The organism is Streptomyces sp. SBT349 (genome assembly GCF_001083795.1).
In the GTDB taxonomy this organism is placed as follows: Bacteria; Actinomycetota; Actinomycetes; order Streptomycetales; family Streptomycetaceae; genus Streptomyces.
In genome coordinates this window covers 1-10,729 of the sequence record NZ_LAVK01000267.1, presented here as the reverse complement: position 1 = coordinate 10,729, position 10,729 = coordinate 1, and the positions used below count along the sequence as shown (strand labels likewise).

Below are 10,729 nucleotides of genomic sequence, written 5' to 3'. Positions count from 1 at the left end.
CAGAGGTTTATATCATCACGCCGTAGAGCTCGAAGACCAACTGGCACGCGTCGGTCTCCGAGGGGAGGTCGCCCGCGGCCGTGGCGGTGCGGATCTCGGCGGTCAGGCGGCGCTGCCAGGTGCGGAACTGCCGCCGGAGCAGCGCCCGGACGGGCCCGGTGCGGCCGTCCTGCTCGAACGTCGCGCTCACGAACAGGCAGCCGCCGGGGAACACGCCCCGGACCAGGTAGGAGATCCACGCCTCGCACACCGCCCGCAGCCGCGGCAGCCCCGGCGTGGCGCCCGACGCGGGCGCCCACACCTCGCGGTTGAAGATGACCGCGGCGCGCTCCAGCGTCGCCAGCTGAAGGGCGAGCTTGGTGCCGAAGTGCCCGAGCAGGCCCGACTTGCTGAGGCCGAGGTCCGCCGCGAGGCGGCCGATCGTCAGCCCCTCGAACCCCTCCACGGACGCCACGTCGACCCCGCGTTCGATGATGCGCTCCCGGGTGTTGCGGGCCTCGGCTGCGGAGTGACGCGGACTCATGTACCCCATCATAGAGTCCGACCGATCGGTCGCTATTCTTCTCCCATGACGCGAATCTCCGCCCTGGGCCACTACCAGCCCGAGCATGTGCTGACCAACGACGACCTCGCCAGGACGGTGGACACCAACGACGCCTGGATCAGGCAGCGGACCGGCATCGCCGAACGCCGCATCGCCCAGGGCGAGTCCGTGACCGACCTGGCCGTCGCCGCGGCCGGGAAGGCGCTGGCCACCGCGGGGCTCGCACCCGAGGACATCGGCCAGGTGATCCTCGCCACGTGCAGCGGCATCGACCGGGTGCCGTCCCACGCGGCCCAGGTCGCCGGGCGCCTCGGCCTCCCCTCGGCGGTCGCGTTCGACCTCAACAACGGCTGCGCGGGCTTCACCACCGCCCTGGCCACCGCCGACCACACGGTGCGCGCCGGGGCGGCGCGGCACGCGCTGGTCATCGGCGCCGAGAAGATGTCCGACGTCACCGACTGGACCGACCGCTCCACCTGCGTGCTGCTCGCCGACGGCGCGGGCGCCGCGGTGGTCAGCGCGTCGGACGAGGACGGCATCGGGCCCGTCCTGTGGGGCTCCGACCCGTCGAGGCGCGACACGGTGCGGATGCGGGACACCTGGCAGCCGCGGTTCTCGCAGGACGGCCAGAGCGTGTTCCGCTGGGCCACCACGGAGCTGGCCCCGTTCGCCCGCCAGGCGTGTGAACGCGCCGGGATCAGCACGCGCGACCTGGCCGGCATCGTCACCCACCAGGCGAATCTGCGGATCATCGAGTCGCTGGCCCGCCAGCTCGACGCGCCGGACGCCGTGGTCGCGCAGGACGTGGTGACCTCGGGGAACACCTCGGCCGCCTCCGTGCCGCTGGCCCTGGCCAAGCTGGTCGAGCGCCGCGAGATCCCCGCGGGCGCGCCCGTGCTGCTCTTCGCCTTCGGCGGCGGCCTCTCCTGGGCCGGGCAGGTCGTGCGCTGCCCCTGACGCGCGGACGGACACGCGCGACGGACACGCGCGAACGGGCCCGCCCCTCCCCCGCCCCCCCCCCGTCCCGCGCTGGAATCGTGAGCGCGCGGCTCAGACGGTGCGGAAGGCGAGCACCACGTTGTGCCCGCCGAAGCCGAACGAGTTGTTGATCGCCGCGATCGTGCCCGAGGGCAGGTCGCGGGCGGTGTCGCGGACGACGTCCGCGTCGACCGCCGGGTCCAGCTCGTCGATGTTGATCGTCGGCGGGGCCTGGCGGTGGTGGAGGGCCAGCACCGTGGCGACCGTCTCGATGCCGCCCGCGCCGCCGAGCAGATGGCCCGTCATCGACTTGGTGGCGGAGATCGCCACATGGTCCAGGTCCTCGCCCAGCACCGCGCGCAGCGACGTGATCTCCGCGATGTCGCCCTGCGGCGTGGACGTCGCGTGCGCGTTGAGGTGGACGACCTGCTCCGGCTTGAGGTCCGTGGCCTCCAGCAGGTGCCGCACCGCCGTGGCGATGCCGCGGCCCGTCGGCTCCGGCTGCGCGATGTGGTGGGCGTCGGCCGAGAGGCCCTGGCCGAGCAGCTCGCAGTACACCCGCGCCCCGCGCCGCGCCGCGTGCTCCGCGGACTCCAGGATCACCACGCCCGCGCCCTCGCCGAGGACGAACCCGTTCCGCCCGGCGTCATAGGGGCGGGAGGCCCGTTCCGGCGCCTCGTTGTTCTTCGACAGCGCCATCATGTTGGCGAAGGCCGCTATCGGCAGCGGGTGGATGCACGCCTCCGTGCCACCCGCGAGCACCACGTCGGCCCGCCCGGTGCGGATCATCTCGCTCGCGTAGCCGACCGCCTCGGCGCCGGAGGCGCACGCGCTGACCGGCGTGTGCGCGCCCGCCCTCGCGCCGAACTCCAGACTGACGTTGGCGGCGGGGCTGTTCGGCATCAGCATCGGGACGGTGTGCGGGGAGACGAGCCGCGCCCCCCGCTCCTTCAGATTGTCGTACTGATCGAGCAGCGTCGTGACGCCGCCGATGCCCGAGGCGATGACGGAGCCGACGCGCTCGGGCGCCACCGACTCGTCCTCGCCCGCCGCCGCGGTGAACCCCGCGTCCGACCACGCCTCCCTGGCCGCGAGCAGCGCGAACTGGGCCGTGCGGTCCAGGCGTCGCGCCTGCGGCCGGGGCAGCACCCCGGCGGGATCGACGGCGGCGGTCGCGGCGAAGCGGACCGGAAGTCCCTCCGCCCACTCCGCGGTGAGAGGACGCACGCCGGACCGGCCGGCGATGAGACCCTCCCACGTCGACGCGCTGTCGCCACCCAGCGGTGTGGTTGCGCCGACACCGGTGACTACCACCGTTCGATTGGTCGCGTTCACAGAATCAGTTCTCCGCTTGTCGGGGTTGGTGGTGCCGGGCCACCCCTTCGGGTGGCGACACGCGCGTGTGCCTGACCGGGTGACCCGGTCAGCTCTGGTGCGATTCGATGTACCCGACGGCGTCGCCGACGGTCTTCAGACCCTTGACGTCGTCGTCCGGGATCTTCACACCGAAGCGCTCCTCGGCGGCGACGACCACCTCGACCATGGACAGCGAGTCCACGTCGAGGTCGTCGGTGAACGACTTCTCCTCCGTCACCTCGTCGTTGGGGATGCCGGCGATCTCGTTCACGATGTCGGCGAGACCAGCGATGATCTCTTCCCTGGTGGCAGCCATTGCGGCGCTCCTTCGTGTGCTGCGGTGGGATACCGCGGGGTGGGTGATCGGATCGTGCTTAGGGGAGGGTAACGACCGTCGCGGCGTAGACCAGACCCGCCCCGAAGCCGATGACGAGAGCGGTGTCCCCGCTCTTCGCCTGTCCGGTCGCCAGCATCCGCTCCATGGCGAGCGGGATGGAGGCGGCCGAGGTGTTGCCGGTCGTCTCGATGTCCCGGGCCACCGCGACGCTCTCCGGCAGCCTGAGCGTCTTCACCATCGAGTCGATGATCCGCATGTTCGCCTGGTGCGGAATGAAGACATCCAGCTGGTCCGCGGTGATCCCGGCGGCGTCCATGGCCTCCTGGGCCACCTTGGCCATCTCGAACACCGCCCAGCGGAAGACCGTCTGGCCCTCCTGGCGGAGCGCCGGGAACGCGTCCCCCGGCTGGTACTTGTCCCACGGCACGGTCTGCCTGATGACCTCCGCCTTGTCGCCCTCCGAGCCCCACACCGTGGGGCCGATGGCGGGCACGTGGGAGGGGCCGAGCACCACGGCTCCCGCGCCGTCGCCGAACAGGAAGGCGGTGGAGCGGTCCTCCCGGTCGGTCAGGTCGGACAGCCGCTCGACGCCGACGACCAGCACATGGCGGGCGTTGCCCCCCACGATCAGCCCGGCGGCGATGGTCAGCCCGTACCCGAAGCCCGCGCAGGCCGCGGAGACGTCGAACGCGGCGGGCCGGCCCGCGCCGATCCGGGTCGCGATCTCGGTCGCGACGGCCGGGGTCTGGGAGAGGTGCGAGACCGTCGCGACGATCACCGCGTCCACCTCCTCGGGGCGGATGCCCGCGTCGGCGATGGCCTTGCCCGCGGCGGCGACCGACATCTCCGCCACGGTCTCGTCCTCGCCCGCCCAGTGCCGGGTCACGATGCCGGAGCGGGAACGGATCCACTCGTCCGAGGAGTCGATGTGCTTGAGGATCTCCTCGTTGGGAACGGTGCGGGTCGGCCGGTAGCCGCCGACGCCCATGACGCGGGCGTACGGCGCGCCCTTGGCGGCCTTCAGTGCTGCGGACATGGTCCTCAGAGCTCCTGTTCGGCGGCGGGCGCCGCGTCGGCCTGGACCGCTTGCGCGGTGATCAGCTCACGGGCCGCCGCCAGGTGCTCCGGGCCCTTGATGGCGACCCGGTCCACACCCGGCAGGTTGCGCCTGGCCAGGGCCGTGAGCGTGCCCCCCGGGCACAGCTCCACGAAGGCCGTGACGCCGAGCCGCCGGAAGGTCTCCGTGCACAGGTCCCACCGGACCGGGCTGGAGACCTGCGCCACCAGGCGCCGCACGACCTCCTGGCCGTCGGCCACCAGCGAGCCGTCGGCGTTGGACACGTACCGTATGCCCGGATCGGCGGCGGTGATGTCCGCCGTGGCGCGCTCCATCGCGGCCACCGCGGGTGCCATGTGCGTGGTGTGGAAGGCGCCCGCCACCTTCAGCGGCAGGACGCGGGCCTTCTCCGGCCGGTTCGCCGAGAGCTCGGCCAGCTGCTCCAGGGTGCCCGCGGCGACGATCTGGCCGCCGCCGTTGTCGTTGGCCGCGGTCAGGCCCAGCTCGGCGAGGCGGGCCGCGACCTCCTCCGCGTCGCCGCCCAGGACCGCGGACATCCCGGTCTCGGTGACCGCCGCGGCCTCGGCCATCGCCGTGGCGCGCTCCCTGACCAGCCGCATCGCGTCCTCCTCGGAGAACACCCCGGCGACGGAGGCGGCGGCCAGCTCGCCCACGCTGTGGCCCGCGACCGCGCCCACGGCGCCCCTGGCGGCCCCGCCGTCGTCCTCCTCGCCCCCGAGGAGCGCCGCGGCGGACAGGAGCGCGCCCGCGACCAGCAGCGGCTGGGCCACCGCGGTGTCGCGGATCTCGTCGGCGTCGGCCCGGGTGCCCAGGTGGACGAGATCGGCCTTCACGAGGTCCGACCACAGCCCGAGGCGATCGGGCACGCCGGGGAGGTCGAGCCACGGGTTCAGGAAGCCAGGCGCTTGGGAACCCTGGCCGGGAGCGACGAGTACGAGCACCCTCTCACTCTCTCCCGGCGGGACCCGTCACCGCCGGTGAGGGCGAGAACGAAGAACAGTCGACGGATTTGTAGCCCTCGAACAAAAACTAGGAGAGCTGCTCCGCATCGGCGAGGCGCCCGAGCATCAGGGCGATGCGGAGGGTGAAGGCCGATCGGACGTCGGAAGGCGGCCATCCGGTGACATCAGTCACACGCCGGAGGCGGTAGCGAACGGTGTTGGGATGCACAAACAGCATTCTGGCGGCACCCTCCAGACTGCTCGCCTGCTCCAGATAGACACTGAGCGTTTCCAGCAGGGCGGAACCGGCCTCCTGGAGCGGTCTGTAGATCTCCTCCACCAGCAGCCCGCGGGCGGCCGGGTCCCCCGCCATCGCGCGCTCGGGCAGCAGGTCGTCGGCGAGCACCGGGCGCGGGGCGTCGGGCCAGGCGGCGCAGGCCCGCAGCCCGGCGGCGGCGGCCTGCGCGGAGCGCGTCGCGCCCCGCAGGTCGCCGACCAGCGGCCCGGCCACCACGGGCCCCGAGGCGAACGGCCCGATCAGCGCCTTCGCCGCCTGCACCGGGTCGTCGCTGCCGCCCGCGATCACCACGAGCCGCTTGCCCAGCACGCCCGTCAGCACCTGGAGCTTCGCGTAGCGGGCGGCGCGGCGGATGGCCTCCACGGTCAGTTCGCTGTCGCCGCTGGGCGCGTTCCCGAGGACGACGGTCACCTGCTCCGGCGCCTTCCAGCCGAGCGCGGCGGCCCGTGAGACGTCGCTCTCGTCGGCCTCGCCCGAGACCACCGCGTTGACGACCAGGGACTCCAGCCGCGCGTCCCACGCGCCGCGCGCCTCCGCCGCCTGCGCGTAGACCTGGGCCGTCGCGAACGCGATCTCGCGGGCGTAGACCAGCAGCGCGTCGCGCAGCGCCGCCTCCCCGCCCGGGACCGCGAGCTCGTCCACGGCCGACTCCACCACCTCGATGGTGGTGCGCACCATCTCCACGGTCTGCCGCAGCGTGATCGCGCGGGTCAGCTCGCGCGGGGCGGTGCCGAAGACGTCGGTGGAGATCGCCTGCGGGGTGTCGGGGTGCCGGAACCACTCGGTGAACGCCGCGATGCCCGCCTGGGCGACCAGCCCGATCCAGGAACGGTTCTCCGGCGGCATGGCGCGGTACCAGGCCAGCCGCTCGTCCATCCGCATGATGGCGGCGGCGGCCAGCTTCCCCGAGGACTGCTCGAGTCGGCGCACGGTGGCGGCGTGCGCCAGCTTCTCGTCGGACGCGGGTTCATCGGACACGGGGACCAGCCTGCCTCATTTCCCGGCCGGTCATACCCGGCGGGGGGCACTGTGGGGTGGATACGGTGGGCGCATGCTTCGCGTACTGCGTGCGGAAGAGCGTTACCGGGGCGGCGATCCGGCCGCCGGGATCGACACCAGACACGTGTTCTCCTTCGGCGACTTCTACGACCCGGACAACGCGCGCTTCGGCCCGTTGACCGCCTGTAACGAGGAACGGCTCGCGCCCGGCGCGGGGTTCGCGCCGCATCCGCACCGGGACGTGGAGATCGTCAGCTGGGTGGTCGAAGGCGAACTCACCCACGAGGACGCCGCCGGGCGCGCGACGGTTCTCGCGCCGGGTGACGTGCAGCGGCTCACGGCGGGATCGGGGACGACGCACGCCGAGCGGAACGCGGGCCCGGCGCCGCTGAGGTTCGTGCAGATGTGGCTGATTCCCGACCTCGTGGGCGGCGCCCCGGAGTACGAGGTGGTGCGCGGGATCGCGGACGGCACCCCGTACGCCCTGCCGCGCACCGACGCGGTGCTGCATGTGCGGCGGCTCGGCGAGGACGAGCGCACGGCGGTCCCGGCGGCGCCGCTGGCCCACGTCCAGGTGGTGCGCGGCGCGGTGCTGCTCGACGGTGAGGGCGGCGGCGCGGACCCGGGCGGGGCGACGCTCCTGTCGACGGGCGACTCCGCGCGCCTCAGGGACGCCGGGGAGCGTGCGGTGCGGGCCGAAGGAGGGCCCGCCGAGCTGCTGGTGTGGGAACTTCGGGCACAAAGCCGAGGTCGACGGTGGCAACCGGCCTGAACGCGCGCCCGCCGTCGCCGCCGCCGTCACCGGGGTCCAGCCGGTCGAGCAGGGCGGGCAGCTGGGGCGGTCGCAGCGCCTCGGCCATCGTCCGCAGCTCCTCGCGCGGCCACCACCGCCACCCCAGGATGCGGTCCGCGGCGTGCGCGGCCAGCAGGTCGCCCACCGGCTCGCGGCGCGGCCCGCGGGCGGCGAAGGCGTGCTCGTGCTGGCGCACGGGTATGCCGTCGCGCGTGTAGTCGTGCTGCCAGGTGCACAGCAGCGGCCCCGGCTCGACGTCCGTCCAGCCGGTCTCCTCGCGCAGCTCGCGCCGCGCGGCCTCGCGGGGCGTCTCGCCCGGGTCGAGCCCGCCGCCCGGGTTGGCCCAGTGCTGCCCGACCTCGTCGGTCTCGTACCGGAAGAGGAACACCGCGCCCTCGGGGTCGACCACCACGATCCGCGCGGCCGGCCGGGGCGTCGGTCCGGTCCCGGGTATCGGCTGAAGCTGTCGCATCAGCGCAGCGTACGCCGGGAGCGATACGGCGTGTGCGGCCCCCGGGACCGGCGCATGCCACCGGTCATGGACACGGGATTCAGCGGCGAGGTCGCCGCCTCCTACGCGACCTTCAGACGGGGCTATCCGCAGGCGCTGTTCGACGCGCTCCAGGCCGAGTTCGCGCTGGGTGGTCGGCATGGACCGGGTCACGGCCCTGACCGGCCGCGTTCGCCTCCCGCCGGCGGGCGTCAGCCGCTCCGCTCCGCCAGCTCGGCCAGCACCGCGTCGGTGAACGGCGGCCAGGCGTCGGCGGCCCAGCTCCCGAAGGGGCGGTCGGTCAGCGCCACGCACGCCGCGCCCGCGTCCGGGTCCACCCACAGGAACGTGCCCGACTGCCCGAAGTGGCCGAAGGTGCGCGGCGAGGAGGCCGCGCCCGTCCAGTGCGGGGACTTGTGGTCGCGGATCGAGAACCCGAGGCCCCAGTCGTTCGGCCTCTGGTGCCCGAAGCCCGGGAGCACGCCGCTCAGCCCCGGGAAGGCCACCGCCGTCGCCTCGTCCAGCGTCTGGCGGGCCAGCAGGCGCGGGGCGAGCAGCTCTGCGGCGAAGCGGGCGAGGTCGGCGGCGGTGGAGACGCCGTCCTTGGCCGCGGAACCGGCCAGCTCGGTGCCGCCCATGCCCAGCGGCTCGACAACGGCCTGGCGCGCGTACTCGGCGAACGGCATGCCGGTGGCCTTGGCCACGTGGTCGGCCAGCACCTCGAAACCCGCGTTCGAGTACAGCCTCCGGGTACCGGGCTCGGCCACCGCGCGGTGCTCGTCGAACGCCAGCCCCGAGGCGTGCGCCAGCAGATGCCGTACGGTCGACCCCGGCGGGCCCACCGCCTCGTCCAGCTCCGTCGCGCCCTCCTCGACCGCGATCAGGACCGCGTAGGCGGCCAGCGGCTTGGTCACCGAGGCCAGCGGGAACGGGTGCTCGGCGGGGCCGTGCGCGAAGTGGCGGCCGTCCGCGGTGACCACGGCGGCGGCGGCCGTGGGCACGGGCCAGCGGTCGATCAGCTCCAGGCTGCGCATGACCCGAGCGTAGCGCGCCGGGAAATTTCCCCGGGATCCGCTTGCCTGGAGTGCACTCCAGCCTTTTAGCGTCTAGGTATGACCGTGACACAGCAGGCAGAACCTGTTCTGGGGGAGCTCGTCGATCGGTGCGCGTCCGTGGACCGGCCGCATCCGCGGCCCGACGGCCGGGACCGCTACACCATCAGCGAGGTGGCCGCCCACACCGGCCTGAGCGTGCACACCCTCCGCTGGTATGAACGTATAGGGCTCATGCCGCACGTCGACCGCTCGCACACCGGCCAGCGCCGCTACAGCAACGCGGACCTCGACTGGCTGGCGTTCGTCAACAAGCTGCGGCTGACCGGCATGGCCGTCGCCGACATGGTCACCTACGCCGACCTGGTCCGGCAGGGCGACCACACCTACCCCGAGCGCCGCGCGCTGCTGGTGGCGACGCGGGAGAACGTGGTGGACCGCATCGCCGAGCTCCAGTCCACGCTGACCGTCCTCGACTTCAAGATCGACCTCTACAGCACCGACCCCACCCCGGAAAGGCTCTGACCCGCATGTCCGACCTCGGAACCAACGCCCCGCGGATCCCGACGACGACGCTGGGCGGCGGCGGAACGGGCCCCCGGGTCGGCGTCCAGGGCCTGGGCTGCATGGGCATGAGCTTCGCCTACGGCCCGACGGACGCGGACGAGGCCCGCGCCACGCTGGAACGCGCCCTTGACCTCGGCGTCACCTTCTTCGACACGGCCGACATGTACGGACTCGGCGCGAACGAGACGTTCCTCTCGCCGTTCTTCCGCGCGCACCGCGAGGAGGTGGTGATCGCGACGAAGTTCGGCATCGTGCTGGACCCGGACGACCCGGTGAAACGGGGGATCCGCAACGACCGGGCCTACATCCGGGCCAGCGTGGAGGGAAGCCTCGCCCGGCTCGGCGTCGACATGATCGACCTGTACTACATGCACCGGCGCGACCCGTCCGTTCCCATCGAGGAGACGGTCGGCGCGATGGCCGAGCTGGTGGCGGAGGGCAAGGTCGCGCACCTGGGCCTGAGCGAGGTCACGGGCGCGGAGCTGCGGGCGGCGCACGCGGTGCACCCGATCGCGGCGCTCCAGTCGGAGTGGTCGCTGTTCTCGCGGGACGTGGAACGGTCGGCGGTGCCGGCGGCGAAGGAGCTCGGCGTCGCGTTCGTGCCGTACTCGCCGTTGGGACGGGGCTTCCTGACCGGCTCCTTCAAGGACGCCGGGGAGGAGCTGACCGCCGACGACTTCCGGCGCGGGCAGCCGCGGTTCAACGGCGCGAACGCGACCGCGAACCACGCGCTGCTCGAACCGGTCCGCCGGATCGCGGAGGCACACGGCGCCACCCCCGCCCAGGTCGCCCTGGCCTGGGTCCACCAGCAGGCCGCGCTGCGGGAGATGACGGTGATCCCCATCCCCGGCACGCGGCGCCGCGGCCGCCTGGAGGAGAACGCGGCGGCGACGCGGATCACGCTGACCGACGCGGAACTGGCGCTCCTCGCCCCGATCGCCTCCCACGTCGCGGGCGACCGCTACCCCGACATGACCTTCACATCGGCGACCCGCGAGTAGGCGGGCCCCTGCGCGGCGGCCCGCGGCCGCGGTGGTGTTACGGCTTCGCCGTGGGCCGGGGAGTTCGGTTGCCCCCGGGTGCGGAGCGGAGCGGTGTGGGTGCTCTGGCGTCGCCCGGCGCCGCCGTGGCTGACGGCGAGGCCGCGGGCCCGGGCGCCGGGGGCGGGGTGTCGCGTGGTCCGGTGGCGTTACGGCTTCGCCGTGGGCCGGGCAGTTTGGATGCCCCGGGCCCGAAGCGGCGTGGCCGCTCGGCCGCGGTGGTCACCGGGTGCGGGGGGTGGGGTGTCGCGTGGCC

At 73.6% G+C, this 10,729-nt stretch carries 12 protein-coding genes; 4 read left to right on the top strand and 8 right to left on the bottom strand.

Translation table 11 applies throughout. The features are described from left to right. Positions 1 to 7: 7 nt before the first annotated feature. Positions 8 to 523 carry a TetR/AcrR family transcriptional regulator gene (locus ADY01_RS26295; protein WP_049578476.1) on the bottom strand — a complete coding sequence of 172 codons (516 nt, stop codon included), beginning with the start codon at positions 521 to 523 and terminating at the stop codon, positions 8 to 10. A gap of 45 nt (positions 524 to 568) precedes the next feature. On the opposite strand from ADY01_RS26295, the gene ADY01_RS26290 reads away from it, so the two are divergent. Then, positions 569 to 1,501 (top strand): beta-ketoacyl-ACP synthase III, encoded by a 933-nt coding sequence (locus tag ADY01_RS26290; protein ID WP_049578473.1) that lies wholly within the window; start codon positions 569 to 571, stop codon positions 1,499 to 1,501. A gap of 93 nt (positions 1,502 to 1,594) precedes the next feature. Here ADY01_RS26290 and ADY01_RS26285 read toward each other — a convergent pair whose 3' ends face one another. The 5 genes from ADY01_RS26285 to ADY01_RS26265 all read right to left on the bottom strand — a co-directional run bounded on the left by ADY01_RS26285 (position 1,595) and on the right by ADY01_RS26265 (position 6,510). Further along, positions 1,595 to 2,857: a beta-ketoacyl-[acyl-carrier-protein] synthase family protein gene (locus ADY01_RS26285; protein ID WP_049578471.1), complete on the bottom strand. Its 1,263-nt coding sequence runs from the start codon at positions 2,855 to 2,857 to the stop codon at positions 1,595 to 1,597. Positions 2,858 to 2,945: 88 nt separating this feature from the next. Further along, a complete protein-coding gene (locus ADY01_RS26280) occupies positions 2,946 to 3,194 on the bottom strand; it encodes an acyl carrier protein (RefSeq protein ID WP_049578469.1) in 249 nt (82 codons plus the stop codon). A gap of 58 nt (positions 3,195 to 3,252) precedes the next feature. Continuing rightward, entirely contained in the window at positions 3,253 to 4,251 is a 999-nt protein-coding gene (locus ADY01_RS26275) for a ketoacyl-ACP synthase III (RefSeq protein ID WP_049578467.1), read from the bottom strand. 5 nt (positions 4,252 to 4,256) lie between these two features. Beyond that, positions 4,257 to 5,234, bottom strand: coding sequence for an ACP S-malonyltransferase (locus ADY01_RS26270; RefSeq protein WP_049578465.1), 978 nt, complete (start codon positions 5,232 to 5,234; stop codon positions 4,257 to 4,259). A gap of 88 nt (positions 5,235 to 5,322) precedes the next feature. After that, a complete protein-coding gene (locus ADY01_RS26265) occupies positions 5,323 to 6,510 on the bottom strand; it encodes a PucR family transcriptional regulator (RefSeq protein WP_234320423.1) in 1,188 nt (395 codons plus the stop codon). 73 nt (positions 6,511 to 6,583) lie between these two features. Between ADY01_RS26265 and ADY01_RS26260 the strand changes: the two genes are divergently transcribed. Then, the gene (locus ADY01_RS26260) at positions 6,584 to 7,303 is read left to right on the top strand and encodes a pirin family protein (protein ID WP_049578462.1); all 720 of its coding nucleotides are present in this window, start codon (positions 6,584 to 6,586) and stop codon (positions 7,301 to 7,303) included. On the opposite strand, the gene ADY01_RS26255 is transcribed toward ADY01_RS26260, so the two are convergent. Continuing rightward, positions 7,197 to 7,796: an NUDIX hydrolase gene (locus tag ADY01_RS26255; protein WP_107081826.1), complete on the bottom strand. Its 600-nt coding sequence runs from the start codon at positions 7,794 to 7,796 to the stop codon at positions 7,197 to 7,199. The two genes, ADY01_RS26260 and ADY01_RS26255, sit on opposite strands and share 107 nt — an antisense overlap. A gap of 230 nt (positions 7,797 to 8,026) precedes the next feature. Further along, the gene (locus ADY01_RS26250) at positions 8,027 to 8,848 is read right to left on the bottom strand and encodes a serine hydrolase domain-containing protein (protein ID WP_049578458.1); all 822 of its coding nucleotides are present in this window, start codon (positions 8,846 to 8,848) and stop codon (positions 8,027 to 8,029) included. A gap of 78 nt (positions 8,849 to 8,926) precedes the next feature. Here ADY01_RS26250 and ADY01_RS26245 point away from each other — a divergent pair, with 78 nt between their 5' ends. Together ADY01_RS26245 and ADY01_RS26240 are read left to right on the top strand one after the other, a co-directional pair. After that, positions 8,927 to 9,391 carry a MerR family transcriptional regulator gene (locus ADY01_RS26245; protein WP_049578457.1) on the top strand — a complete coding sequence of 155 codons (465 nt, stop codon included), beginning with the start codon at positions 8,927 to 8,929 and terminating at the stop codon, positions 9,389 to 9,391. Between the two features lie 5 nt (positions 9,392 to 9,396). Continuing rightward, complete coding sequence (locus tag ADY01_RS26240; RefSeq protein WP_078900617.1) at positions 9,397 to 10,434, top strand: aldo/keto reductase; 1,038 nt, start codon at positions 9,397 to 9,399, stop codon at positions 10,432 to 10,434. The last annotated feature ends 295 nt before the right edge of the window (positions 10,435 to 10,729 follow it).

Coding starts and splice junctions, on each gene's coding strand:
- ADY01_RS26275 (WP_049578467.1), bottom strand. CDS start 4,251: ATGTCCGCAGCACTGAAGGCCGCCAAGGGCGCGCCGTACGCCCGCGTC.
- ADY01_RS26250 (WP_049578458.1), bottom strand. CDS start 8,848: ATGCGCAGCCTGGAGCTGATCGACCGCTGGCCCGTGCCCACGGCCGCC.
- ADY01_RS26260 (WP_049578462.1), top strand. CDS start 6,584: ATGCTTCGCGTACTGCGTGCGGAAGAGCGTTACCGGGGCGGCGATCCG.
- ADY01_RS26295 (WP_049578476.1), bottom strand. CDS start 523: ATGAGTCCGCGTCACTCCGCAGCCGAGGCCCGCAACACCCGGGAGCGC.
- ADY01_RS26290 (WP_049578473.1), top strand. CDS start 569: ATGACGCGAATCTCCGCCCTGGGCCACTACCAGCCCGAGCATGTGCTG.
- ADY01_RS26255 (WP_107081826.1), bottom strand. CDS start 7,796: ATGCGACAGCTTCAGCCGATACCCGGGACCGGACCGACGCCCCGGCCG.
- ADY01_RS26240 (WP_078900617.1), top strand. CDS start 9,397: ATGTCCGACCTCGGAACCAACGCCCCGCGGATCCCGACGACGACGCTG.
- ADY01_RS26280 (WP_049578469.1), bottom strand. CDS start 3,194: ATGGCTGCCACCAGGGAAGAGATCATCGCTGGTCTCGCCGACATCGTG.
- ADY01_RS26245 (WP_049578457.1), top strand. CDS start 8,927: ATGACCGTGACACAGCAGGCAGAACCTGTTCTGGGGGAGCTCGTCGAT.